The sequence below is a fragment of the Amycolatopsis sp. WGS_07 genome (assembly GCF_045278895.1).
GTDB lineage: Bacteria > Actinomycetota > Actinomycetes > Mycobacteriales > Pseudonocardiaceae > Amycolatopsis.
Genome location: NZ_CP136053.1, coordinates 8,419,020 through 8,444,048 on the forward strand (window position 1 = coordinate 8,419,020; position 25,029 = coordinate 8,444,048).

Sequence of the window (25,029 nt, forward strand, 5' to 3'; positions counted from 1 at the left end):
GACAAGAACGCGGCCGCGAGCGCGCCGGCCGTTCCGCTTCGCCCGATCGTGGCACGCCACCGGAAAACAACCGGACGGCCGCTTGCGCCGCCAGCCCGCGCGGTCACACTTTGGAGTGAACCGCCGCCATTGCTGTGACGGGGCCCACGTCTGAACCGATACACCTTCTGCCGTGCCTCGCACCGCACCGCGAGCCGAAGAGCAGGACCTTGGGGGAACCGCCCGTGATCACCGCCGCAGAACTGTTTGTCCGGCAAGCATTCTGGCGTCCGGTGGAAGGAACGACGGTACCGGAGCCGGTGGTCGCGCTGCTCGGTCCGAAGGGCTCCGGCAAAAGCACCGCGCTCACCGCGATCGCCGGCGCCTGCGGCGGCACGCTGGTCCACGCCAGGCTGGATTTCCGGGACGCGAAGGTCGCCGACCCGATCCCCGCAGTCGCCTGCGTCGCGTTCATGCTGACCCGGCATTGGGACAACCTGCCGCGCGATCCGACGTTCCACCGCGTCGGGCTTTCCTTGCTGGCGTTGAACGAAACCCTGCCGCAGGACCGGGAATCAGCCCGCGCGCACGTGCTCAAGCTGATCGAAAGCTATCTGCACCGCGACGACGAGCGGGTCGCGGACGTGGCCGGCGCCGCGGCCCAGTTCGCACTGGCGCTATCCGGCATCGGAGCGCAAGTCCCTGGGCCCGCCGTGCAAGTCGTGGTGAGCAGCGGGATCAGCGCGCTGCTGCGGCTCGCCAACCGGCGGCGGCGAAGCGTGCGGCAGGCGCTCAAGTGGTTCAGCGGCCTGCTGGCCGGAGCGGGCACGATCGACTCGCTCATCGAATTGAGCCAGCGCACCGCCGATCCGCTCCCCCACCTGATGAACGCGTTCCTCACCGATCTTTCCCTGAGCGCCGACCAGTGGACGACGCCGGTGCGGCGCTGCCAGTGCCTGCCGCCGAACCGGCAGGAAGGCCCGCACGAGCACGCGTGGGCGCTGCTGGTCGACAATGTGGACGCGACCCCCGCCGGCCGCGAATTCCTCTCCGCACTGGTCCGCGCACGGCAGAAACGGTTGCCCGAGCGCGATCCGCTGCTGGTCGTCGCGGCGATGGACCGCTGGTCGTCCGCGTGGGGAACCTGGTGGCGGGAACCGTGGCGGACGAAGGCGGACAGCCCGAAACGACGGCCGGTCCCGCTGCTGTCCCAAGCCGATTTCAAGCAGTGGACCCAGCACGTCGCCGCCACCGCCGACGCGGGACCCACCCCGACCCGGGCCTGGTATCCGGTCTGGCTCGATCCGCCGGACCCCGCCGTGTTCCGCGAACTCGCCCCCACCACGCCGGACGGCTGGGAGCCCGCCGACTTCGACGCGTTCGTCCGCACGCTGTCGGGCGGGCTGCCGGCGGCCGCGCAGGAGATCGCCCGGCGGGTCGGGGAACTGCCGTCGGACGCGCAACTGCATCCGCAGTCGTTGCTGTTGTTCCAGCCGCCCAACGGAATCGCACTCTGGGAACGCGCGCTGGCGCACTTCCTGCCGAAGTCGCTGCGGGCGGATTCGCTGCGGACCGTCGTCCCGCAGGCGGTCGCCGTGGCGGTCCGGCTCCGCCAGCCCGGGCACGCGGCGGCCGATCTGAATCCGGTCGTCTTCCCCGACGCGAAGGCCATTCTGAGCGCGTTGCGCGAGAACCTGTGGATCAGCACTTTCGCCGCCCGTCCCTCACAGCTGTGGCCGGTCGCCTCTCCCCAGGAGGAGCATCCGGCGGTCCTGCACCCGTGGCTGCTCGCCTCGCTGATGGCGGGCCTGCACGCGCAAAGCGCCGCCACCGACCGGAATCCGGTGACGCTGACCTGGGCCGAGGTGTTCAGCCGGATGGCCGACACCTGCGCCAAGCCGAGCGGCGAGGCGGACCTGGCCCGCCGGCTGTACTACGACCTCGCCTGCGACAAGTTCGAGCAGGTGGTCGCCGAACTGGTGCGGGAGTTCGCCTCGGCCGAGCATCCGGACTGGGTCCGGCTGCTGGACCAGGTCACGGCGGCGCCGTGCCGGTGGCCCGCCGTGGAACCGACCGACGCGATCGCCGCGCGGCTCGCGCCCGACGCCCAGCCCGGGCGCGAATCGGCCACCGCCGCGATCGCCAGCATCACGGCCCTGCTCTGGCTCTGCCACGACGCCCACACCGTGCCGAACCCGTTGCGGGACCAGCGGATCCGCAAGAACTTCACGCGGCTGGCCAACAACGATTCGTCCCATGTGGACACCGATGCCCTCACCGACGCCGCCGCGCGGTTCGGCGACCAGTGAACCACTTCTTCCCGACAGGAGCGTGATGACCTTCCTTCGCCGGACCCCGCACTGGTTCACCCACCGCTTCCCGCGCCTGGTCAACTGGGTGCTGCGGCATCCGGTACTGGCCAGCGGCCTCGCCACGCTGCTGGTGATCGCCGTCGTCGCCGCGGGCGTCCTCGTTCCGGCGCTGTTCGCCCGCTGCGGGGCGGGCATGTCCGCCGACGCCCACGACGCGTGCGTCGGCATCAACCTCGACAGCGCGCCGTTCCGGGCGGACGAACCGGACCGGATGCGGGCGCTGGAAGCCGCGGTCCGGGCGAACAACGACGCGATCACCGACAATTACGTCTCGGTGGTGCTGTTCCAGGACATGTCGCCGGACGAGGGCGTGGACACCCGGACCTACACCGACCTCTACCCGGACATCGAGGGCGCGCTCGCCGGGGTGTGGCGGGCCAACCACACCGCCGCGTTCCAGGGCGGCCAGCCGAAGGTGAAACTGTTCCTGGCCAACATGGGCAGCCAGTACGCGAGCTGGTCCGAGGCGGCGGACCGGATCGCCGAGCACGCGGCCGACCACCACGTCGTCTCGGTCCTCGGGCTCGGCCAGAGCTTCGACAGCACCCGCGCGGCGGCGGCGAAGCTGACCGGCCAGGCCCAGCTGCCGGTGATCGGCGCGACGGTCACCGGCGACACGATGAACCTCACCCCCGACGGCAAGCTCAACACCGGATTCTTCCGCACTTCGCCCACCAACAGCCACTCCGTGCTGACCGCCGCGCAGTACATCAAGAGCATCGAACCGGACATGTCGCGGGTCGCGATCGTGCAGGACAGCATCCCCGGCGACGACTACACCCAGACCCTCGGCGCGACGGCCGTCAAGGAGATGCCCGCCGCGCACCGGTTCCCGTTCACCTCGCCGGACGCGCTGCCCTCCGGCCGCTCCCGCAAGGACCCGCTGCTCACCCAATTCGCCTACCTGAACCAGAACCTCTGCTCCGTCGCGCCGACGGTCGTCTACTTCACCGGCCGCGGCACCGATCTCGGCCCGTTCGTGCAATCGTGGACACAGGGCAATACCCCTTGCGCGAACGGAAAACTGACCGTCGTGACCGGAGACGACGGCGGGGCCGGCATCAACGAGGCCAACCTCCGCGACGCCGTCCGCGGCGGCCACGTCCGGGTCTTGTTCACGTCGCTGGCCAGCCCCGACGAATGGGGACCGTGCGACGGCTCCGCGGAACAGGCCGCCTACAACACTTTCCAGGCAGTCTTCACCGGCCAGCCCGGCGTGTGCAGCGGCCAGCCCGTCCGCGCGGACGACGGCGCCGCACCGCTGTCGTTCTCCGTCGCCGACCTGGGCAGCGGGGAAGGCATCCTCACCCACGACGCCGTGATGGTCGCCGTCACCGCCGCCCGCCGCGCCGCCATCAACGGCCAAGCCGACACGGTCGTGCAAACGCCGATGTCGCAGATCGGCATCATCCAGCAAATGCGGTGCCAGAGCGCCATCCCGGGCGCGAGCGGGACCATCCAGTTCAGCCCGGACCCGGCCCAGCACGGCAATCCGGTGGAGAAACCGTTCCCGGTCGTGGAGATCCGGGCCGACGGATCCACCGCGACGGTGTGGAACAAGGCGGTCACGACTGCGGCGAAACCGCCCTGCTGACCTCCGGCGTGGTGCCGCGGTCCTTCAACCACCCGCGATAACCGCGCAACGCGCGCCGCTGCTGAACCGTCTCCATCGCCAACGCCAGCTTGGCATTCGTCCGCAACCTCGGCGAACGCCCCGCCCCGATCCGGCGCAGCTGACGACGCACCCGGGCCATCCCCGCCGCCGACGCCAGTGCCTTGTCCTTGATCGCCACCGGTTCCACTTCCACCGCAGCATCCTCGCCACGCCGCCACTTGTCCGGCAGCTCCGGGTCCATCGCGAGTGCGGTGCCCATGCCGACCAGGTCGATCCCGCCGGCCAGGACCTGTTCCGCGACCGAGCGCCGGACGATGCCGCCGGTCAGCATCAGCGGCAGCGGGCTCGTCCGGGCGAGTTCCTCGGCCAGGGTCAGGAAGTACGCCTCCCTCGCCACCGTGCGCTCGTCGGCGGAGCGGCCGGACATGGCCGGGCTTTCGTAGCTCCCGCCGGACAGTTCGACGACATCGACGCCGAGCGGGGCCAGCATTTCGATCACACGCCGGGCGTCGTCAGCGTCGAATCCGCCACGCTGGAAGTCGGCCGAATTCAGTTTCACCGCGACCGAGAACGACGGCGACACCGCGTCGCGCACGGCTCGCACGATCTCAAGCAGCAGCCGGGCGCGGTTCTCCAAACTGCCGCCCCACTGATCTTCCCGCTGGTTGACCAGCGGCGAAAGGAACTGCGACAGCAGGTACCCATGGGCCGCGTGGATCTCGACCCCGTCGAAACCGGCTTCCTCGGCGCGGCGCGCGGTTTCGGCGAACCGGGCCACGGTCTGCTCGATCTGCTCGGCGGTCATCTCGGTCGGCTGGGCGAGCCGCTTGCTTTGCTTGCCGACGTCCACCTTGATCGCCGACGGACCCCACGCGACGCCGGGCAGGTTCGCCATCACCTGGCGGCCGGGGTGGTTGATCTGCATCCACACCCGCGCCCCGCCGCTCTTCGCGTCGGCCGCCCACGCGCGGAACGGCTCCAGCGGCGAGAACCGGTCCAGGACGATGCCCGCCGGACCGGTCATCGCCTCCGCGTGCACCATCACGTTGCCGGTGACGAGCAGCCCGGCCCCGCCTTCGCTCCAGCGGCGGTACAGGCGGCGGATCCGCTCGTCGGGCACCTGCCCGCGGCCGGCCATGTTCTCCTCCATGGCCGCCTTGACGAGCCGGTTGGCCAGCGCCGGGCCGCGAGCGGGCGCGAACGGCGCGAACAGGGGCGAGTTCTTCATGATTCCTTCGATCCGTGCGGTATGTTTGCAGTGCTCACATGAGAGTAGGAGGCAATGTAAGCGATGTCAACATCGGCGAAGGACGGCTACCACCACGGCGACCTCAGGGCCGCCCTGCTGACGGCCGCGATGCAGATGCTCGAGCAGGGCGAGCAGTTCTCCCTGCGGGCCGTCGCCCGGAAAGCGGGCGTCTCCCCCACTGCGCCATACCGGCATTTCGCCGACCGCGACGCACTGGAATCCGCCCTTGCCGCTCAAGGCCTGCGAGACCTGAAGGCCGACCTGGCGAAGGATGACGCCCTGCCGACAACCGTGGCCGAACTCGCCGAACTGGGCGTCGCGTACGTCGACTTCGCGCTGCGCCGCCCGGCACTGTTCCGGCTCATGTTCGGCAGCGCCTGCGACGACACGAACGACGACCGGGTCCGCGCCGCAGCCGAGGTGCACGAGGTGCTCGCGCACGCCGTCGCCACCGTGTTCCCCGACGCCGACCTCGCCGCCCTCACCACCGCCGGCTGGGGATTGGTGCACGGGCTGGCCAGCCTGCACCTCGACGGCAAGCTCGCCAGCGCCTCCGCCAAGGACGTCGCGAACCAGGTCCGCGCGTCGTTCACGGCGGTTTTCGCCGCCCGCCCGAAGGAGTGACCGGCTCGGTGTTGACAGTGCTCACATCCGCGCTTACCGTGATGTAAGCACTGCACACATCACGCGATCGGAGCACCCCCATGGCAGCGACGACGACCGGGAAGGTGGAGGTCGACCTCGGCGGCCGCCTCGTCACCGTGCCCGAGGGCGGCCTGTACGACCGCTACCGGATGGACACCGACCTCGACGAGGTCGCCCGCGATCCGCGCGTCAGCGGCGTCGAGTTCTTCCGCGCGCTGCCCAAGACGAGGGCCGACTCGCTGATCGGCCCGACGCTGACGCCGAACTTCTACTACCGCATGTCCTCGGCCCGCCTCACCATGCTCGCCCGCACCCGCGCGATCCGCGCCCGGCTGCCCCGGGAGCTGGCCCCGCTGGAGGTCGCGCCCGGCCTCGGCCTGGTGTCGGTCATGTTCTTCCGCTACGACGTCTGCGACATCGACTTCTACACCGAGGCCGCGGTCGGCGTCGCGGTCCGGCCCGCGCGGCACGGGAAGCTCGGGTTCGTGGACCTGGTCGCCGCGCTGAAGAACGACCACCTCGACACCTACGTGCTGTCGCTCCCGGTCAACACCGACATCGCCCAGGTCCGCGGCCACGACGGCTACGGTTTTCCCAAGTGGGTCACCGAACTCGACGTCGAGATCGACGCCAGCCACACCGCCGCGCGGGTCGCCAACGACGCCGGTGAGACCGACCTGGCGCTGTCCGCCGCCACGCCCGCGCAGACCAGGCATCCCAGCGGCCAACGCGTCTCGGCGCTCACCTCGTACACGCAGATCAACGGCGCGTGGCACTCGACGCTGAGCCAGACCAACGCTCTCTCCTCCGGCAGCGCTTCCTTCCCGCGCGACGTCGACCTGCGGCTCGGCCAAGGACGGATGAGCGACGACCTGCGCTCGCTCAAGCCCACCCGGCCGGTCCGGTTCGACGTGCTCGCCGAAGGCCAGCTCGCCCTCCACCTGCCGGTCCCGTATTCGGTTGCGCCGCAAGGAGGTTCGCGATGAAGGTGTTGCAGGTGCTGTCGGCTGCCCGGGTCTGGACGCTGAAGGACGGCACGGAGCATCCGACCGGGTTCTGGGCCGAGGAGTTCGTCGTCCCCTACACACTGTTCACCGAAGCGGGCTGGGACGTCACCGTCGCCACGCCCGGCGGCAAACAGCCAATCGTGGACAACCTCAGCCTCGGCGTCAAAGGCGGCGTTCTCCCGCGCACCGCCAAGAAACTCAAGGCCGACCTCGACCGCCTCTCCCCCGTGCTCGCGCACCCGGCCGACCTGTCCGAAATGGACCCCTGCGAGTTCGACGTCGTCTTCTACTCCGGCGGTCACGGCCCGATGGAAGACCTCGCCGTCGACCCGGTTTCCGGCGCGCTGCTGACCGAACGGCTCGCCTCGGGCCGTCCGCTCGCGCTGCTGTGCCACGCGCCCGCGGCGGCGCTGGCGGCGAAGAACCCCGACGGCAGCTGGCCGTTCGCGGGCTACCGGATGACCGGGCTCTCCAACGTCGAGGAGCGGTTCAACCCGTTCGCGTGGAAAGCCAAGTGGCTCTTGGAAGACCGGCTCAAGGAGGCGGGCGCGGACTACACCGCCGGGTTGCCGCTGAAGTCGCATGTGGTCGTGGACCGCGCGCTGTACACCGGGCAGAACCCCGGTTCCTCGGCGACGCTCGCGCGGCGGATCATCGCCGACGCCTCGCGCGATTGACGGCGCGCCTTGCGTTGACGAACCGTCACTCCAGGGCGGCGAGAATCAGCGCGGCCATCGATCCCGGGTCGCCGTTTTCCGGCCGCAGCACCACATCCGGCGACACCGGCCGTTCGTACGGCGCGTCCACCCCGGTGAAGCCGGTGATCTCGCCCGACCGGGCCTTGGCGTACATGCCCTTCGGATCGCGGTCCTCGCACACCTCCAGCGAGGTGTCGACGAAAACCTCCGTGAACGGCAGACCCGCGGTTTCGTGCACTTGCCGGGCGAGTTCCCGATCGGCCTGGTACGGGCTGATCAACGACACCACCGCCACCACCCCGGCGTCGGCGAACAGCTTGGCGACCTCCGCGACGCGGCGGATGTTCTCCGCGCGGTCCGCCGGAGCGAACCCGAGGTCGCCGTTGAGGCCGTGCCGGAGGTTGTCGCCGTCCAGCAGGTAGGCGGGGCGGCCCGACGCGACCAGCCTGCGCTCCAGTTCCACCGCCACGCTCGACTTGCCCGAGGCGGACAGCCCGGTGAGCCAGACGGTGCGGCCGCGGGTCGCGCGTTCGTCCCTCGACACCGCCGCCGGATGCCAGACCACGTTCGGCGCGGTCGTGCTCGGGCCGGTGATCATGCCCGCCCCGACGGTGTCGCCGGAGTGTTCGTCGACCAGCAGGAACCCGCCGGTCGGCCGGTTGCGCAAGTACGGGTCGAACAGCAGCGGCTGCCGCGTCCGCAGCCGGATCCGGCCGATCTCGTTGAGCGACAACGACTCCGCGGTCTCGTCGCGGTGCAGGGTGGTGACGTCCAGCCGGTAGTCGAGCGCGCGGACCTCGGCCTTGGTCTCGCGGGTGGTGTGCCGGACGAGGTAGTTCGCGCCCGGGGCGAGCGCGGCCTGTTCGGAGAACCAGCACACCATGGCGTCGACGTCCTGGCCGACGTGCGGCCGGTTGCCCGGACGGCAGATCAGGTCGCCGCGGCTGAGGTCCAGCTCGTCGGCCAGCTCGATCGTGACGGCCAGCGAGGCGAACGCCTCGGTCACTGCGGTCCCGCCGGGGCCCCAGATGGCCCGTACAGTCGTGGTGAAGCCGGAGGGCAGCACGGTCACCTCGTCACCGGGCTTGAACACGCCGCCGGCCACCGTTCCGGCGTATCCCCGGAAATCGCGGCTGTGCTCGCGGATCACGTACTGCACCGGGAAACGCGCGTCGACCAGGTTGCGATCCGAAGCGACGTGCACCTGTTCCAGGTGGTGCAATAGCGAAGTTCCCTCGTACCACGGCATGCTCGCTCCGCGGTGCACCACGTTGTCGCCGTGCAGCGCGGACATCGGCACGAAGGTCAGATCCGGGGTGCGCAATTTCATCGCGAACCGGCTGAAGTCCTCGCGGATTTCCTCGAACCGCTCCTGCGACCAGCCGACGAGGTCCATTTTGTTCACGCACACCACCAGGTGGCGGATGCCGAGCAGGCTGGCGAGGAACGCGTGCCGGCGCGACTGTTCGAGCACGCCCTTGCGCGCGTCGACCAGTATCAGCGCGACGTCCGAAGTGGACGCTCCGGTGACCATGTTCCGGGTGTACTGCACGTGTCCCGGAGTGTCGGCGATGATGAACTTCCGTTTGGGCGTGGCGAAATACCGGTGCGCGACGTCGATCGTGATGCCCTGTTCGCGTTCCGCGCGCAGGCCGTCGGTGAGCAGGGCGAGGTCCGGGTACGCGTCGCCCCTGGCCTGGCTGGTGCGTTCGATCGCTTCGAGCTGGTCGGTGAAGACTGTCTTCGAATCGAACAGCAACCGGCCGATCAGGGTCGATTTGCCGTCGTCCACGCTGCCCGCGGTGGCGAGCCGCACCGTCGTGACCCGGTCCCCGGCGCTCATCAGAAGTAGCCTTCCTTCTTGCGGTCTTCCATTCCGGCCTCGGAAATCCGGTCGTCCGCCCGCGTCGCGCCGCGTTCGGTGACCCGGGTGGCGGCGACCTCGGCCACCACTTCCGCCGGCGTCGAGGCGGTCGATTCGACGCACCCGGTGCAGGTCGCGTCTCCGATCGTGCGGAAGCGAACCGTTGCCGGATAAGGAACTTCGCCCTCGGCGACGGTGAGGAACCGGGTCTCCGCGAGCAGCATCCCGTCCCGCTGGACGACCGGCCGCTGGTGCGCGTAGTACAGCGACGGCAGCGTCACGTCCTCCGCTTCCACGTACTGCCAGATGTCCAGTTCGGTCCAATTCGACAACGGGAACACCCGGATGTGCTCGCCCTTGCGATGCCTGCCGTTGTAGAGATTCCACAATTCCGGACGCTGCCGGCGGGGATCCCATTGCCCGAATTCGTCGCGGAAGCTGAATACGCGTTCCTTGGCCCGGGCTTTCTCCTCGTCGCGGCGCGCACCGCCGAACACGGCGTCGAAGCCGTTCTCGCGGATGCCGCGCAGCAAAGTGGCCGTCTGAAGCCGGTTCCGGCCCGCCTTCGGGTCCTCGACGCTCCGGCCCGCGTCGATGTCGTCCTGGACGCTCGCCACCACGAGCCGCAATCCGTACCGCGCCACGGTTTCGTCCCGGAATCGGATGACCTCGTCGAAATTGTGCCCGGTGTCGACGTGCATCACCGGGAACGGCAGCGGCGCCGGCCAAAACGCCTTCGCCGCGACGTGCAGCATCACCATCGAGTCTTTCCCGCCGGAGAACAGCAGCACCGGCCGCTCGAAGGTCGCCGCCACCTCGCGGAAGACGTGCACGGCTTCGGCTTCGAGCGCGCCGAGGTGGCTCAGTTCGTAGGCAGGGGGTGCCGGGGTCGCCATCGGATCCGCCCTTCCGGGGTTCGAGACCAGAAAAGTAGAACAGGTTCTTGCGCTGGGTCAAGCGCCGGAGGACGCTGGGCGCATGGACCTGGTCGCACTCGAAGAAATCCGCCGCGTGAAATTCCGCTACCTCCGGTGCCTCGACCTGAAGCTGTGGGACGAGATGGCCGAGACCCTCACCGAGGACGCCCGCGTGCACTACGGCACGCCCTCCTACGGCGAACCGCTGAACTTCGACGGCCGCGACGCGCTCATGGAATTCCTGCGCACCACCGTCGGCCCCGGGATCACGACGATGCACTTCGCCGGGCACCCGGAGATCGAGATCGACGGCGACACCGCGACCGGCCGGTGGATGTTCCAGGACAAGGTGATCGTCGCCGAGCACCGGGTGGTGATCGAGGGCGCGGCGTACTACGAGGACACCTACCGGCGCGAGAACGGGGTGTGGCGGATCAGCGGCACCGGGTACGAACGGCTGTACGAAACGCTGGTCACGCTGAAGGACCAGCCGGGCTGGAAGCTGACCGCGAACATGTGGGGCCAGCCCGCTTGACCGCGGCGGTCCGTGAAGGACTCCTTGGGGGAATCTAGGTCCCGCAAGGAGTCCTTCACGCCCAGTTCGGACGGATCCCGCCGGTTTCGGCGGTCACCGCGTCCGCGACCGCCGCCAAAGCCGCTCCCCGGCGCGCGATCTCCGCCCCCGTGATCGGCTCGCCGACGGACAACGTCAGCACCAGCTCCTGCCGCCCCGACGCGTCGAAAGTCGGCGCCGCCAGCAGGCTCACCGCGTGCTTCTTCCGCGGCTCGAGGTCCGCGCCGAGGTACACCCGCTCCCCCAGGCTCGACACCAGTTCGCCGACCAGCCCGCGCACCTCGGGCGGCAGATCGCCGGCCGCGACGCCCGCCATCAGCGTATAGAGCCGACGGCCCGCCGACGTCAGGCTTTCGACCAGATAGCCGTGTTCCCGGCATTCGGCGACCACTCGCCGCAGGTACGCCTCGTCCAGCCGCACCGGCACTGCGGGCGGGGTGGCCAGCCAGGCGTCGAAGGCGGATTCCGCGTCCCACAGCACGTACATTAGCCCGACCGGCGGCGCGAACGGATACGTTTCGCCGAGCCGCACCTTGCCCGGCCCGGCGCTCTGCAGCATCAGGATGCGCCCGTCGACCACCGCTGAGGCAGTGCAGGTCGCCTGGTACCGCGCGCTGAGTTCCTCCAGGTGCGTGCGGGCGATTTCGCTGGCCCCGAACCCTTCCCCGGCCGCGCGGCCGGCCGCGATCATCGCCGGGCCGAGGCGGTAGGTCGTCGACCGGGGATCGCGCACGACGTAGCCGCTCGCGGTCAGCTCGGTCAGGATGCCGAGGCAGGTCGGCTTGCTCAGGCCCAGTTCCCGCGCCAGCGCGGAAAGCCCGAAGCGCCGGCCCGGCCGGGCCGTGAAGTAGTCCAGCAGCCGCACGACCCGTTCGGTCGGCGGGGAGCGCCGAGCAACCGCCATTGACCCGTCCTTAGAACGCGTTCTAGTGTCAACCGACACCGAACGTACCACCCCGGTACAGAGTTGGACCAGCGTGAGGAGTCTCCGGTGCTGACCGAACCGCTCGCCGGCGCGATCGCCGAAGCCGAAAAGATCATCGCCGAGGCGTCGCACATCAAGACCGAACAGGACCTGATCGAGGGCTACGACTACCTCGCGGGCAGCATCCGCGCCTCGGTCCAGACGGCCTGGGCCTACGACCGGGACTTCCCGTACTTCACCCTCTCCACCGGCCCGTACACGAAAATGGGCCTGGACAACCCGGACACGCTGTACTTCAACGCGAACATCCGCGAGGACCGCGAGTACGTCGTCACCGGAACCCGCGGCACCACCGCCGACCTCAGCTTCCAGATCCTCAACGGGGACTACACCCCGGTCGAGGTGCCCGACAGCATGACCGCGTTCGACGACCGCGACATCCCGGTCGCCGCCGACGGCACGTTCGAAATCCGCTTCGGGCCGGCGAAACCCGATCCCGAACCGGGTTATTTCGTGCTCGGCCCGGGTTCGTCGATGCTGGTCGTGCGCGAGGTCTACAGCGACTGGGCGACCGAACGGCGCGGCACGATCCAGCTCCGCTGCGCCGACACCACCGGCCAGGCTCCCCCGCGCTCTCGCGCACCGCGATGGAGAAACGGTACGGCGTCACCGGAAAGATCCTGCTCAGCCGGATCCGGACGTTCCTCGCCTTCCCGAAGTGGTTCTACCTGAACCTGCCGGTGAACACGATGACCGAACCGCGCAGCACGCCCGGCGGCCTGCCCACCCAGTACTCCTCGGCCGGGCACTACGAACTCGCCGACGACGAGGTCATGATCGTCACCGTGCCCCGCTCCGACGCGCCGTACCAAGGCATCCAGCTCGGCAGCCCCTGGTACGTCTCGCTGGACTACGAGAACCACCAGACCAGCCTCACCGCCGACCAGGCGCGCGTCGACCCGGACGGCAAGATGCGGTTCGTGATCAGCGAACGCGATCCCGGCGTCGCGAACTGGCTCGAACGCACCGGGCACGACCGCGGCTACGTCCAGATCCGGTGGCAGCGGCTTTCCCGCGAACTGACCGAAAAGGACGGTCCGGAGGTCGAGGTCGTGCAGTTCGGCGACCTCGCCGACCGGCTGCCCTACCACTCCGAGGCCCGCGTGACCCCCGAGGAATGGGCACAGCGGATCGCCGCTCGACAGGCCGCGGTGGCGGCCAGGATGCTGGGCTGAACCCATGGATCTGTTGAAGGACAAGGTCGTCCTCGTCTCCGGAATCGGCCCCGGACTGGGCCGTTCGATCGCGCTGCGCTCCGCCGCGGCCGGTGCCGACGTGGTCCTCGCGGCCCGCACCGAATCGCGCCTGGCCGAGGTCGCCGCCGAAGTCGAAGCGCTCGGCCGGCGTGCTGTCTCGGTGCCCACCGACATCACCGACGAAGCCTCGGCGACCAAGCTCGTCGAGACCGCGCTGAGCGAGTTCGGCCGCTTGGACACGTTGGTGAACAACGCTTTCGCCGTCCCGCCGATCACCGATCTCGCCGACGTCGACCTCGACGCGGTCCGCGCCGGGTTCGAGACCAACGTGATCGCCGCGCTCCGGCTGACCCGCCTCTGCACCTCCGCGCTCGCCGACTCCACCGGTTCGGTCGTGATGATCAACTCGGCCGTGCTGCGCCATTCCCGGCGGACGTTCGGCGCGTACAAAATGGCGAAGACGAGCCTGCTCGCGCTCGCGCAAAGCCTCGCGTCGGAACTCGGCCCGCGCGGCATCCGGGTCAATACCGTTGCTCCGGGCTACATCTGGGCGGATTCCCTCAAGTGGTACTTCGCCTATCTGGCCAAGGAACGCGGCGTGCCCGCGGAGCAGGTGTACGCCGAAACGGCGGAGACGATCGACCTGCGACGGCTCCCGGAACCGGACGAGATCGCCGACACCGTGGTGTTCCTCGCGTCCGCGCTCGCCCGCTGCGTCACCGGGCAATGCCTCGACGTGAACGCCGGCGAATACCACCACTGAGGGGAACAGCATGCTGCCAGGACGGGACAGCGTCGGCACGGTCGAGGACCTGCACGTGTCCGCCACGAAACTCACCGGCCTCGACGACTTCGGCGGAGACGACCACCTCGAAGGCCTGCGCGTACTTCTCGATTCCTACGCCAACGAAGCGGGATTAACGCCGTACGGCAACAAAGTCCACCGCGCCTTCCTTCGCGGCGCACTGGTCGCGCGGTTGCTGAGCGAAGCTTCGTGGAAGCAGAATCCGCAGTACGCCGACGTGCCCATCGAACGGCCTATCTTCGTCACTGGCCTGCCGCGTACCGGAACCACCGCGCTGCACCGCCTGTTGACCGAAGATCCCGCACATCAGGGCCTCGAAGTGTGGCTGACCGAAATGCCGCAGCCGCGCCCGCCGCGCGAAACGTGGCCGGACAACCCGGTGTTCCAAGCGATCCAGGCCGGGTACGAACAGCACCACGTCGAACATCCCGAGTTCATGGGCCTGCACCACATGTCGGCCGACCAGGTCGAGGAATGCTGGCAGCTGCTGCGGCAATCGCTGAAATCCGTGTCCTACGAATGCCTCGCGCACGTGCCCGGCTACTCGCGCTGGCTCGACGGACAGGACTGGACCGACGCCTACCGCAGGCACCGGCGCAACCTTCAGCTCATCGGCCTCCCCGACGCGGGCCGGCGCTGGGTGCTCAAGAACCCGAGCCACCTGTTCGCCCTCGACGCGCTCCTGGAGGTCTACCCGGACGCGCTGGTCGTGCAGACCCACCGCGCGCCCAGCACGATCATCGCCTCGGTGTGCAGCCTGACCGAGCAGGCGTCGGAAGGCTGGTCGGACACCTTCCGCGGCGAGGTTGTCGGGCGCAGCCAGCTCGATCTGTGGGCGCGAGGCGCGGAACAGTTCGAAGCAGCGCGAGCCCGGCACAATCCCGCGCAGTTCTGCGACGTCCGGTACGAGGACTTCGTCGCTGACCCGATCGGCACCGTCGAAGGCGTCTACCAGCACTTCGGCCTCGACCTCGCCCCGCAGGCGCGCGACGCGATGACCACGCTGCACGAGCGGAGCCGGACCGGAGACGCGAAACCGAGGCACCGCTACGACCTCGCCGACTTCGGCCTGACTGCCGAGGAGGTCGACGAGCGGTTCTCCGGCTACCGCGCCGCACACCAGAGCTGAAGCCGTTTCGAGACCGTGCTTCGCGCCGAACCGCCCACGCTGGACCGGGCCGCCCCCTAGGATCTGCCTGACGTTCCTTGAGCGGAGAGCAGGTATGACGACCTTCACGTACACGATCCTCGAGATCATCCCGCGGGCATTGCTGTTGATCGTGGGGCTGATCGGCCTGATCCTCTCGGCCAGCAGGCGCTCGCGGGGCGGCTCCGGGATGGTGGTGGCCGCCTTCGCGGTCATGCTCGTCACCACGGCGCTGGGCATCGTCTGGCAGTTCATGCTGTCGGACGTGGGGTCCTGGATGGCCTCGGATCACTTGAGCAGCGACGAGATGCAGACGATCTTCATGGCCGTGAGCATCCCGCTCGGCCTTTTCGAGGTGCTGTCCTGGCTGCTGGTCGTGCTCGCGGTCGTGAAGGGCGCCCGGACGCCGCAGCCGGGCTTCTACCCGACCGGTGGGCAGCCGCAGGCGGGGTATGCCCAGCCTGGCTACGCACAGCCCGGGTATCCGCAGGCCGGGTATCCGCAGAGCGGTTACGCCCAGCCCGGTTACGCGCAGCCGGGACAGCCCGGTTACCCGCAGCCCGGTCAGCCGCAGGCCGCTTACCCCCAGCCCGAGCCGCCGCAGCCGGGCCAGCCGCAAGCCGGTTACCCCCAGCCCGAGCCGCCGCAGCCGGGCCAGCCCCAGGCCGGTCAACCGCAGCCCGGTCAGGCCCAGCCCGAGCCGCCGCATCCCAACCCGGGCGAAGGCCCTCAGCAGCCGCCGAACTGACGCCGGTCAGACCGCCGCTTCGGCTTCGGCCCTGGCGAGGATCTCCTCGACTGTCTCCTCCACGGTCAGCTCCGAGGTGTCCAGCCACAGCCCGAGGTGCGGGGTCTCCTCGCGGAGATACGCGTCCAGCCCGGCGATCCCGGTGTCGCCGGGCTGGTACGCGGTCTTCCCCCGCGCCGCCTCGCGCCGCGCCACCACTTCCGGGCTCGGCGCGAGAACCACGACGTAACACGGCCTCGTGCGCAGCGCATCAACCATCTCGGTGAGGTACTCGCCCAGCACGATGTCCTGCAGCACCACGTCGAACCCGGCGTCGGCGTACCCGTCGGCGACCTGGGCCGCGAGCGCGTAGCGGAGCCGCAGCTGGCGGATCGCCTCAGCGGGCGGGTCGGCCGGCCCCATCTCGACCCGGCCGTTGACCACCATCCGCCGGAACGCGTCGCCGCGCACGTGCGCGGATTTCGGCAGCCGTTCGGCGAGTGCCTGCGCCACGGTCGACTTGCCGGCCGCTTGGATGCCGGTCACCAGGAAGATCGTCACGCCGGGAACCCTGCCTTCTTCATGACCGGTTCCGCCAACGATTTTCAGCGCCGCTGCCTCCGCCGCCGTGCCGACACCAGCAGCGCGAAACCGCTGAGCAGGCTGAAAAGCGCGCCAAGCAAGAGTTCGCGGAACGGAGTGCCCGTCGTCGCCAGCGGCGGCGTGCCCGCCGGACCGGCAGGCGGTGTCCCCGGAGTCACCGGAGTGTCCGTGGCACAACCAGGTTCGGTGCCCGTGACACAGTTCGTGCCCGGATTCGGCGAGACCACGACATTGCGCAGATGCCGCCCCGCAGCAGCCTCGGGTTTGACGGTGATCGAGTAGGTGACCGTGACGGTCTGGCCGACCGCCAACGTCCCGTGCCAGGTCAGCCGCGAGCCGGTCTGGTCGACGGTGCCGCTGGTGGCTTGGGCGTCCTGGTTGTAGCTGGCGTCGTCCAGGACGTCGGCGAGGTCGTCGACGAACGCGGCGTCCGGGTAGGCGGCGGTGCCGGTGTTGACGAGGTCGACGGTGTAGGTGACCTTCTCCCCCGGTTTCGCTGTCGCCGCTCCGGCGCGCTTGGTGACAGTCATGGCGCGCACCGGGGTTTCGGTGCCGCAAGCCGGGTCTCGCGTCTCGCAATTCGTGCCGTCCGGGCTGGTGACGGCGTTGCGCAGGATCCGGTCCCCGCGCGGCGGATCCCCGACGGTCACCGAGTACTTGATGGTGACATCCGCACCCGCCGCGACCGCTCCGGTCCACTGTAGACGCGGTCGGGCAAAGTGGACGGTCCCGCTGCTCGCCGTGGCATCCTCGTTGTAGGTGGCGTCGTCCAGGACTCCGGACAGGTCGTCGGTGAACGACGCGTCCGGTTGCGCTGCCTCGCCGACGTTGCGCACGGTCACGGTGTAGGCCACCTTCCCGCCGGGCGTGGCGACCGCCGGATCCGCGGTTTTGGTGATCCGCAGGTGCGGTTTCGGCAGTACGACCCGGCAGTCCGGATCGGCCGAGCCCTCCGGGCAGTTCGACCCGGTTCCAGTGACGGTGTTGACGAGCCGGTGGTCGCCAGCGTTGGTGACGGTGACCGAATACGTGATGGTCGCGGTGGCGCCCTTGGGCAGGTTTCCGGTCCACGTCAGGTTCGGCGGCGCGACCGCGACAGTGCCGATGTCCGCCTTGGCGTCGCCGTTGTAAGTCGCGTCGTCGAGCACGCCCGCGAGGTTGTCGGCGAACGACGCGGACCGGTAGTCGGCCTCGCCGACGTTCTCGACGGTGATCGTGTAGCTGACCCGGTCGCCGGTTTTGATCTCCCCCGGGGTCGCGCTCTTCGTGATCTTCAGCGCGGGCAGCGGCGTGACCGTCCCGCAGTCCGGATCGTGGCCGCCGGGCGGGCAGTTGTCGCCGCCCGTGACCGCGTTGGCGAGCTTCTTGTCGCCGCGTGGCGGGTCGTGCACGGTGACGGTGTAGGTGATCGTCACCGTCGCGCCTGCTTCGACGTCTCCCGTCCAGGTCAGTTTTGGTGCTGCGTAAGCGATGGTGCCGGTGGTCGCGCGTGCGTCGTTGTGGTAGGTCGCGTCGTCGAGGACACCGGTCAGGTCGTCAGTGACGGTTGCGCCGCGGTAAGCGGCCTTGCCGTCGTTGGCCACCAGGACGGTGTAAGTGACGGTGTCGCCGGGGCGCGGGTCGGAGGGGGTCGCGGTCTTCTTGACGTGCAAGCGCGCAACCGGGGTCACCGGATTGCAGTCCGGTTCGGTGTTTCCGGGCGGGCAGCTGGAGTCGGGCGGTCCGGTGATCGCGTTGCGGAGTTCGCTGTCCCCGTTAGGCGCCGCGCTGACGGTGACCGAGTAGGTGATCGTCGCGGTCGCTCCCGCGGGCAGGTCGGCGGTCCAGGTCAGGGCGGGTTCGGCGTAGTTCACCGTGCCGGTGCTGGCGGTGGCATCGTGGTTGTAGGTCGCGTCGTCCAGGACCCGGCTCAGGTCGTCGGTGAAGCTCGCGCCTCGATAGGTTCCGCTACCCGGGTTTCGGGCGGTCACGGTGTAGGTGACCTTGTCGCCGGGCTTCGCGCTCGCAGGCGACGCGGTCTTCGACAGTTCGAGGGCGCCGATGCCGGTATCCGTGGTGCAGGTATCGCAGGTCGAACCGTCCGGTCCGGTGACGGCATTGCGCAGCCGGTGGTCGCCGGCGGGCGGGCTGCCGACGGTGACGGAGTAGCGAACCGTCACAGTCGCACCTGCCGAAACGTCTCCTTCCCAATGCAATCGCGGGGCGGCGAACGACACGGTGCCGGAGGTGGCGGTTGCGTCGTTGTTCCACGTCGCGTCGTCGAGGACGCCGGAAAGGTCGTCGGTGAACGTCGCGCCGGGATAGGCGGCCTCGCCGGTATTCCGCACAGTCACGGTGTAGCTGACTCGCTCGCCGGGCTTGGCGTCGGCCTTATCCACGGTTTTCTTGATTTCGAGCGCGCCGATCGGGGTTTCGGTGGCGCAGTCCGGGTCGGTGCTGTTCGGAGCACAGTTCGAGTCCGCCGGACCAGTGACCGCGTTGCGCAGTTTGCGGTCCCCGCGCGGCGGCGAGTGCACGGTGACGGTGTAGGTGATCGTCACCGTCGCGCCTGCTTCGAGGTCGCCCGTCCAGGTCAATTTCGCCGTGTCCGGGTCGTATACCGGTTGGGTGGACGCCGGGGTGGCCGTGGCATCGCCGTTGTAGGCGGCGTCATCGACCACGCCGGTCAGATCGTCGGACAGGCGGACCGCGGTCGCCGGCGCGCCGCCGATGTTCTGGGCGGTGATCGTGTACGTGACGGTGTCGCCCGGTTTCGCGGTGGCGGGCGAGGCGGATTTCCGGATCACCACACCGGAAATCGGCTCATCCGTGGTGCACTCCGGATCCTCGCCGCAGTTCGAACCGTCCGGGCCCGCTACCCGGTTGGTCAGGCGACGGTTTCCTTGCGGCGGGTCGCCCACCGTCACCGTGTACGTGATGGTGACGGTGGTGCCCGCCGCGACATCGCCGGCCCAGTGCAGCGCACGTCCTGCTTCGTCGTAGCGAACCGTGCCGGATCCCGTTGCCCGGGCGTCGTTGTTGTAGGCGGCGTCGTCGAGCACGTCGCTGAGGTCGTCCGTGACGCTCGCCCCGGCCCAGGCGGCCTGCCCGTCATTGGTCACCTTGACCGTGTAGGTGACGACGCTCCCCGGACTCGGGTCGGCGGGCGACGCGTGTTTGGCGATTTTCAGGGTGGCGATCGGCACCGCCGTCGAACACGCCGGATCCTGCGACGCTGCGGCGCAGTTGCTTTCCGGGACTGTCACGACGTTGGCCAGCTTTTGTCCCCACCAGGCGGTTTTCCCACGGTCACCGAATAAGTCATGGTGACCGTGTCGCCCGGTGCGATCGCACCCGTCCAGGTCAGCTTGCGGCCGTCGTAGGCCGGCTGGGTCGGCGTCGGCGTGCCACCGGTCGTGGTGGCCGCGTCGTTGTTGTATGTGGCGTCGTCGAGAACCGCGGACAGATCGTCGGACAGCTGAGCGGCCGGTGCCGGAGCGTCGCCCTCGTTCGCGACTGTCACGGTGTACCGCACGGTGTCCCCCGGCTTCGCCGTCTGCTCGCTCGCGGTCTTGCGCACGACGAGCTTCGACGTCAGGTTCGGCGCGATCGAGCAGCTGGCCAGGTCGGTGATCGGCCACGAGCCGCCGGATTCGGACGTGATCCGCCCGACCTGGTTGTCCTGCGCGTTGCCGCCAGGCACCAGCGTCGAGGTGCCGGTGCGCGGGTCCACTTTGTACAGTGCGCCGCCGTAGTAGCCGAGATAGATCGAGCCGTGGAAGTACGCCATTCCGTAGTTGTTGAACCCGTTGCCGCTGCCCGGCCCGGTGACCTCGACGGCCCGCGTCGTGGTGCCGGTCGCCGGATCGAGCCGGTACACGTACGTCGAACCGCCGTAGGAAATGCCGTAGTACGCGCCGCCCTCGTCGTCCACGAACAAGTCAGGCACCAGGGATCCGCCCCGGAAGACCGGATCGTCGGACGGCACCGGCGTCAGGTTCGAGCCCCTGGTCCAGACCGTCGTCGCACCGGTCGACAGGTTCATCCCGAACAGTTTCGGCGCACCGCCGTTCTGCGCGCCGAACAGCACCCCGGTGTTCGGATCCGCGGCGAGGCCGCCCCAGTTCACCCCGGCGGGCAGCTGCCGGGTCTCGCCGGCGGCGATCTGGTCGGTGACCTGGTCAGTGCCGGAAACGTGCTTGTACAGCGTGCGGTTCGCGCTCGTGTAACTGGAGTAGAACGCCGCCGGACGTCCGCTGTCGGGGTCCTTGCCGAGCGCCATATTGGTCGACCAGTAATCCGGCAGCCCGCTGCCCGCCCGTTTGCTGATCACCGTGTTCTGGATCTCGGCGTCCCCGGCGGCGTCGGCGCGAAACTGCATGCCCGAGCGGAAATTGCTGTAATAAAGATGGTCGCAGTCGAATGCGGACGGACTCTGCTCGCCTTCGACCGGCCACGTCTGCGCCGCCGCCGGAGCCGCCGTGCCCACCGCCACGCCGGACACCGCGAGCACCGTCACCAGGACCTGTACCGCGAAGCGCCGAACCGCCGACCGCACCATGATCGCATCGAATCAACGCGCCCCGCCGCGGACAACTCGAAAACGCGGCCAGCGCGGATATCTCACCCGCTTGAGTTCCCCGCGAAAAACATTCACCGCGCCGTTTTGCCGCGCTTTTTCCTCAGTTCCGCGCGACCGTCTCCTGGATCAGCTCTTCGGCCAGATCCAGCCGAACGCCGTCGGAGTTGGTGAGCCCCTTCTCCTCGTACCAAGAGGCATCGGCCTCCGGATGCGGCCCGCTGACCCCGACCCGGCCCTTCCCGTACGGCGCGACGACCACCGCTGGCACCCCGTTGGTGTAGGTCGCCAGGACCGTCGCGTCGGCCCCGTCGTCCAGCCGGAACGCGGGCCCGTCCTGGAAGTACATGTGCCTCGGTTTCCCGCGCCAACTGACCTCGATGACGGTGTCGCGCTCGTCCGGAACCGTGGAGCCGGGCGACCCCGCGTAGCCGTGAGTGTCGCCCGGCAGCAGCCCGAACCCGGGATCGCGACCCGCGAGATAGCCGCCGAAGCACAAGCCGAGGTAGCTGCCGCCGTTGCGGACCCAATCGCGGAGCGCGTCCGCGGAACCGCGCAAGTCCTGCCAGGTCCGGTCGAGGTCCTGGCCGCCACCCGGCTGGACGTACAACTGCGCTTCGGCCAGCGTGGCCGCCGTGAGCGGCTTCCCGGTGCCGGGGCCGACGTACTCGACCCGGTAATGCTGCGGTGCCCGCCGCAGCAACTCGGCCACCGCGGGCCCGCATTCGTCGCACCCTTGCGGCCCGTTGTACACCAACGCAAGCGGCGGCTCCGCAACGCGCGGCGGAGCTTCCGCGTCGGCTTTCGGCTGACCACAGCCCGCGGCCAGCAGTGCGGCGGCCGAGAGAAGACTGGCCAGCAACCGCCGCCTGACAACCGAAGGCCGACCGGGCATGGCTTCTCTCCTCTGATCGCCCACCGCACCGCTACCCGCCAAATTACCGTAACGGTTAGCTTTGCGGGGTCAGCCGGGTCACGAGAACCCGGGTCACAACGCCGCCAGCCAGTCGCTGACAACCGCGAAATCCTCCTCCGTCAGGCCGCGGCCCGGCTCGACACGGTGCAGCAGCGCGCATCCGGGATGCCGAGCCAGCACCCACTCCCGGTCGCCGTCGGCGATCTCGTCGTCCACCCAGGCGAACGGACGCCCGTCCGCCCAGGCGACCAAAGTCCGGGTCTTCCAGTGCACGCCGAACCACTGATCTTCGCGATCCTCCGCCAGGGCGGGCTCCGGCCACCGCACGACCAGCAGCGGCGGCAAACCGAGCCGCGGCGCGATCTCGGTGTTGGCTTCGTCTTCCCATGTCGTGGCCCACACCAGTTCGGCAGGCAGCGAGGCGAGCCGTACCCCCAGCCGGGAATCGAGCCGCTCCAGCGAAGAACTCGTCTCGCGCGGTTCGGCACCAGGCCCGAAAGGCAGCAGAGTTCCGTCCACGTCAAGGAAGAGCACCGGGCGGCGACCAAGGGAGGATTCCATTGTGCCGCCAGCTTATCGAGTTGAACAGGCACCACCGCGACAGCTACGTTCACCCGGCGAACGCCCGGAAGGATTCCCGTGCCCGTCATCGACAAAATCGCCTGGATCCGGCTCGACGCGGGCAGGATTCTCAGCACCCGCTCCCGGGGCAAGGACGTCTACTACCTCCCCGGCGGCAAACGCGAGCCCGGCGAGACCGACCTCGAAACCTTGGTCCGCGAAATCACCGAGGAACTCGACGTAGCCATCACGCCCGAGAGCGCGCAGCATTTCGGCACCTTCCAAGCCCAGGCTCACGGCCACGCGGCAGGCACCACCGTCCGGATGACCTGCTACACCGCCGACTACCGCGGCACCTTGACCCCCAGCAGCGAGATCGAGGAAATCGTCTGGCTGACCTACGCCGACCGGAGCCGGGTGTCCCCGGTCGACCAGGTCATCTTCGACCACCTGCGCGAGACCGGCCTGCTAGCTCCACATTAGACAGTCACCCCGCCTTACGCCGCCAGACGACCAGCGCCCACACCAGCAGCACCGCGCCTGCCGCCCCGAGCACCAGGTCCGCCCATTGCGGCACCCCCGCCCACCGCAGCAGGCCCGCCACTCCGAAGCTCGTTCCCCAGCCCGCTTCGGTGATCGCCGAGCCGAAGCCCTGCACGAACAGAATCACTCCCAGCAGCACCCGCGCGCCTTGCGCCTGCTTGACCGCCATCAGGAAAACCCCCGTTTCGATGCGCTTGCATCGGAACCCTAGCATCAATCCGATGCAGACGCATCGGTACCCTGGACCCCATGCCGAAACAGGTCGATCACGACAGCAGGCGACGACACCTCGCCGAAGCGGTGTGTTCGCTGGTCAGCGCGCGCGGGCTAGAGGGCGTGACGTTGCGCGAAGTGGCCACCGAAGCCGGGATGTCGATGGGGGCGGTGCAGCGCTGCTTCCGCACCAAAGCCGAGATGCTGCTGTTCGCGCAGGAGCACGTGAACCGGGAGGTCGCGGCCCGGGCACAGGCCCGGATCGGCGACGGGGCGGCGGCCGTCATGCTGGAACAGGCATTGACCGCGCTGCTCGCGGTGGACGACCCGGGACTCGTCAGCGCGCGGGTGTGGATCGCGTTCACCGCGCAGGCGGTGGTCGATCCAACCTTGGCGGCCGCGCAGGAGCAGCATTACGCCGGGCTGACCGAGATGCTCACCGTCCTGCTGGGGGCAGCTCAGGACAGCGGCGAGGTGCGGACCGGCCTCGATCTCCAGCAGGAGGTCGACGCGGTGCTGACGCTGGCAGACGGGTTGACGCTGCAGGTACTGCTGGGCAGGCACACGCCGGAGTCGGCTGTGGCGGAGCTGCGCAGGCAGACCGGGCATCTCTGGGCTTGAAACCCGGGCAATTACGCCGAAAACGGCTCAGCCCGGTTCCTGCCCCAGCCACCGGGAGACGGCCTGCGCGCGGTTGGCCGCCCCGAGCTTGTGGAAGATGTGCTTGAGGTGCGTTTTGACCGTGCCCTCGGAAACGTGCAGGACACGGGCGATCTCCGCGTTGGTCTGCCCTCGGGCGAGCAGTTCGAGGATTTCCCGTTCACGGTCGCTGACCAGCTGCCGCACCGCACCGGGCTCGAGCTGCTGCGGGGACGGCGGGACGAAGCCCTGGTCCAGCCGCAGCGAGATGCCGGTCAGATGGCGGCCGATGTCCTCGCGCAGCCGCGCGAACCGGCCCAGCATCCGCGCGCGTTCGAGCGCGTACCCGAACCCGGCGCCGAACAGGGCGATCAGTTCCGCGTCGAACTCGTCGACGTCCTCGACGTGGTAATCGCGGTCGGCGTGCAGGAAGCCCACCGGGGCGCCGCCGGCGAAAACCGGGGCGGCGACGAAACTGCGCGAGTGGAAGACCTCGATCACCTGCCGGGGAATCCGCGGATCGTCGGCGACTCCGGTGATCAGCATCCCGGTCCGCCGCCGGATCATGTCGGCCTCGGGATCGGCCGGGCCGACGCGGTGGATCTGGCCGCCGAGGAGCCGGTGGATCTCCGCGGCGAGTCCCGCGTCGCCCTCGACGTGCACGACCTCGCTCATGGTGAGCTGACCGGCGGTGTGCATGCCGGAATAGGACGTCCGGTCGAACCCGAGCGCGGCCAGCACCCGCGGCACCCGCGCGATGAGATCCGCCGCTGAAGCGATAGCGCCGAGCGCACGCAACTGCTCTCCGGCGGCGCGCAAGGTCGCCGAACGGTGTTGTTCGGCCGCGTCGCGCAAGACGTATTCGGCACGGCCGAGCCGAAGCAGCAGATCGGCGAGATCCCGCGCGGACACGAGATGTTCGCCGAGCGCCGGTTCCCCGGTGAGCGCGCGCCGGACCGTCTCCTCCACCATGCGCAGGGCAGTCGAGGTCGCGACGAAATCGTGCCCGCCGTCCAACTGCGGGATCGAGGCCCACGACAGCAGGCGTTCAGCCGCGACGAGCACCTCCGTGATCCCCGCGAGATCGCGTTCGCGCAGCACGGTCCGCATCCTCGACCGCGTCCGCAACGGCGGATCGTCCCTCACCACCGGTTTTCCTCCACTCCCGTCAGGACAAGACCGCGAAGGAGGCGCGGGACGGCTCCAAGAACCCTCC

General features: G+C 69.3%; 22 protein-coding genes and 1 pseudogene. 12 read left to right on the plus strand and 11 right to left on the minus strand.

Translation table 11 applies throughout. From position 1 onward, the window contains the following. Positions 1-224: 224 nt before the first annotated feature. Both RPX00_RS39585 and RPX00_RS39590 read left to right on the plus strand, forming a co-directional pair. Positions 225-2,288 (plus strand): hypothetical protein, encoded by a 2,064-nt coding sequence (locus RPX00_RS39585; protein WP_406633301.1) that lies wholly within the window; start codon positions 225-227, stop codon positions 2,286-2,288. A gap of 25 nt (positions 2,289-2,313) precedes the next feature. Continuing rightward, positions 2,314-3,945 carry an ABC transporter substrate-binding protein gene (locus tag RPX00_RS39590; protein ID WP_406633303.1) on the plus strand — a complete coding sequence of 544 codons (1,632 nt, stop codon included), beginning with the start codon at positions 2,314-2,316 and terminating at the stop codon, positions 3,943-3,945. On the opposite strand, the gene RPX00_RS39595 is transcribed toward RPX00_RS39590, so the two are convergent. After that, the gene (locus RPX00_RS39595; RefSeq protein WP_406633304.1) at positions 3,917-5,194 is read right to left on the minus strand and encodes an NADH:flavin oxidoreductase/NADH oxidase family protein; all 1,278 of its coding nucleotides are present in this window, start codon (positions 5,192-5,194) and stop codon (positions 3,917-3,919) included. The two genes, RPX00_RS39590 and RPX00_RS39595, sit on opposite strands and share 29 nt — an antisense overlap. A gap of 63 nt (positions 5,195-5,257) precedes the next feature. On the opposite strand from RPX00_RS39595, the gene RPX00_RS39600 reads away from it, so the two are divergent. The 3 genes from RPX00_RS39600 to RPX00_RS39610 all read left to right on the plus strand — a co-directional run bounded on the left by RPX00_RS39600 (position 5,258) and on the right by RPX00_RS39610 (position 7,544). After that, positions 5,258-5,839: a TetR/AcrR family transcriptional regulator gene (locus RPX00_RS39600; RefSeq protein WP_406633306.1), complete on the plus strand. Its 582-nt coding sequence runs from the start codon at positions 5,258-5,260 to the stop codon at positions 5,837-5,839. 80 nt (positions 5,840-5,919) lie between these two features. After that, positions 5,920-6,846: an acetoacetate decarboxylase family protein gene (locus RPX00_RS39605; protein ID WP_406633308.1), complete on the plus strand. Its 927-nt coding sequence runs from the start codon at positions 5,920-5,922 to the stop codon at positions 6,844-6,846. Next, positions 6,843-7,544, plus strand: coding sequence for a type 1 glutamine amidotransferase domain-containing protein (locus RPX00_RS39610; RefSeq protein WP_406633310.1), 702 nt, complete (start codon positions 6,843-6,845; stop codon positions 7,542-7,544). Before RPX00_RS39605 ends, RPX00_RS39610 begins: the two co-directional genes overlap by 4 nt. A 25-nt stretch (positions 7,545-7,569) precedes the next feature. Here RPX00_RS39610 and cysC read toward each other — a convergent pair whose 3' ends face one another. Together cysC and cysD are read right to left on the minus strand one after the other, a co-directional pair. After that, positions 7,570-9,408, minus strand: a complete 1,839-nt coding sequence (gene cysC, locus RPX00_RS39615) for an adenylyl-sulfate kinase (protein WP_406633311.1) — start codon at positions 9,406-9,408, stop codon at positions 7,570-7,572. Then, positions 9,408-10,325: a sulfate adenylyltransferase subunit CysD gene (cysD, locus tag RPX00_RS39620; RefSeq protein WP_406633313.1), complete on the minus strand. Its 918-nt coding sequence runs from the start codon at positions 10,323-10,325 to the stop codon at positions 9,408-9,410. Before cysD ends, cysC begins: the two co-directional genes overlap by 1 nt. Positions 10,326-10,407: 82 nt before the next feature. Here cysD and RPX00_RS39625 point away from each other — a divergent pair, with 82 nt between their 5' ends. Next, on the plus strand, positions 10,408-10,881 hold the full coding sequence (locus tag RPX00_RS39625; RefSeq protein WP_406633315.1) for a nuclear transport factor 2 family protein: 474 nt from the start codon (positions 10,408-10,410) through the stop codon (positions 10,879-10,881). Between the two features lie 55 nt (positions 10,882-10,936). On the opposite strand, the gene RPX00_RS39630 is transcribed toward RPX00_RS39625, so the two are convergent. After that, complete coding sequence (locus RPX00_RS39630; RefSeq protein ID WP_406633317.1) at positions 10,937-11,824, minus strand: helix-turn-helix domain-containing protein; 888 nt, start codon at positions 11,822-11,824, stop codon at positions 10,937-10,939. Positions 11,825-11,911: 87 nt separating this feature from the next. Between RPX00_RS39630 and RPX00_RS39635 the strand changes: the two are divergent. The 4 genes and pseudogenes from RPX00_RS39635 to RPX00_RS39650 all read left to right on the plus strand — a co-directional run bounded on the left by RPX00_RS39635 (position 11,912) and on the right by RPX00_RS39650 (position 15,801). Continuing rightward, positions 11,912-13,080: pseudogene (locus RPX00_RS39635) on the plus strand (hypothetical protein). Between the two features lie 4 nt (positions 13,081-13,084). After that, positions 13,085-13,864 (plus strand): SDR family oxidoreductase, encoded by a 780-nt coding sequence (locus RPX00_RS39640; protein WP_406633318.1) that lies wholly within the window; start codon positions 13,085-13,087, stop codon positions 13,862-13,864. A gap of 10 nt (positions 13,865-13,874) precedes the next feature. Beyond that, a complete protein-coding gene (locus RPX00_RS39645) occupies positions 13,875-15,035 on the plus strand; it encodes a sulfotransferase family protein (protein ID WP_406633320.1) in 1,161 nt (386 codons plus the stop codon). A 94-nt stretch (positions 15,036-15,129) separates the two neighbouring features. Further along, positions 15,130-15,801 (plus strand): hypothetical protein, encoded by a 672-nt coding sequence (locus tag RPX00_RS39650; protein WP_406633322.1) that lies wholly within the window; start codon positions 15,130-15,132, stop codon positions 15,799-15,801. Positions 15,802-15,807: 6 nt separating this feature from the next. On the opposite strand, the gene RPX00_RS39655 is transcribed toward RPX00_RS39650, so the two are convergent. From RPX00_RS39655 to RPX00_RS39675, 5 genes are all read right to left on the minus strand, one after another. After that, entirely contained in the window at positions 15,808-16,341 is a 534-nt protein-coding gene (locus RPX00_RS39655; RefSeq protein ID WP_406633324.1) for an AAA family ATPase, read from the minus strand. A 44-nt stretch (positions 16,342-16,385) separates the two neighbouring features. Beyond that, positions 16,386-19,628, minus strand: coding sequence for an internalin (locus tag RPX00_RS39660; RefSeq protein WP_406633326.1), 3,243 nt, complete (start codon positions 19,626-19,628; stop codon positions 16,386-16,388). Continuing rightward, positions 19,625-20,923: a hypothetical protein gene (locus RPX00_RS39665; protein ID WP_406633328.1), complete on the minus strand. Its 1,299-nt coding sequence runs from the start codon at positions 20,921-20,923 to the stop codon at positions 19,625-19,627. Before RPX00_RS39665 ends, RPX00_RS39660 begins: the two co-directional genes overlap by 4 nt. A gap of 121 nt (positions 20,924-21,044) precedes the next feature. Beyond that, entirely contained in the window at positions 21,045-21,836 is a 792-nt protein-coding gene (locus RPX00_RS39670; RefSeq protein ID WP_406633330.1) for a BPL-N domain-containing protein, read from the minus strand. Positions 21,837-21,929: 93 nt separating this feature from the next. Further along, positions 21,930-22,418, minus strand: a complete 489-nt coding sequence (locus RPX00_RS39675) for an HAD domain-containing protein (RefSeq protein WP_406633332.1) — start codon at positions 22,416-22,418, stop codon at positions 21,930-21,932. A gap of 78 nt (positions 22,419-22,496) precedes the next feature. Between RPX00_RS39675 and RPX00_RS39680 the strand changes: the two genes are divergently transcribed. Further along, positions 22,497-22,901, plus strand: a complete 405-nt coding sequence (locus RPX00_RS39680) for an NUDIX domain-containing protein (RefSeq protein ID WP_406633334.1) — start codon at positions 22,497-22,499, stop codon at positions 22,899-22,901. A 4-nt stretch (positions 22,902-22,905) separates the two neighbouring features. On the opposite strand, the gene RPX00_RS39685 is transcribed toward RPX00_RS39680, so the two are convergent. Further along, positions 22,906-23,130 (minus strand): hypothetical protein, encoded by a 225-nt coding sequence (locus tag RPX00_RS39685; RefSeq protein WP_406633336.1) that lies wholly within the window; start codon positions 23,128-23,130, stop codon positions 22,906-22,908. 80 nt (positions 23,131-23,210) lie between these two features. On the opposite strand from RPX00_RS39685, the gene RPX00_RS39690 reads away from it, so the two are divergent. After that, entirely contained in the window at positions 23,211-23,795 is a 585-nt protein-coding gene (locus RPX00_RS39690) for a TetR/AcrR family transcriptional regulator (protein WP_406633338.1), read from the plus strand. A gap of 27 nt (positions 23,796-23,822) precedes the next feature. On the opposite strand, the gene RPX00_RS39695 is transcribed toward RPX00_RS39690, so the two are convergent. Further along, positions 23,823-24,962, minus strand: coding sequence for a response regulator transcription factor (locus RPX00_RS39695; RefSeq protein ID WP_406633340.1), 1,140 nt, complete (start codon positions 24,960-24,962; stop codon positions 23,823-23,825). Between the last annotated feature and the right edge of the window lie 67 nt (positions 24,963-25,029).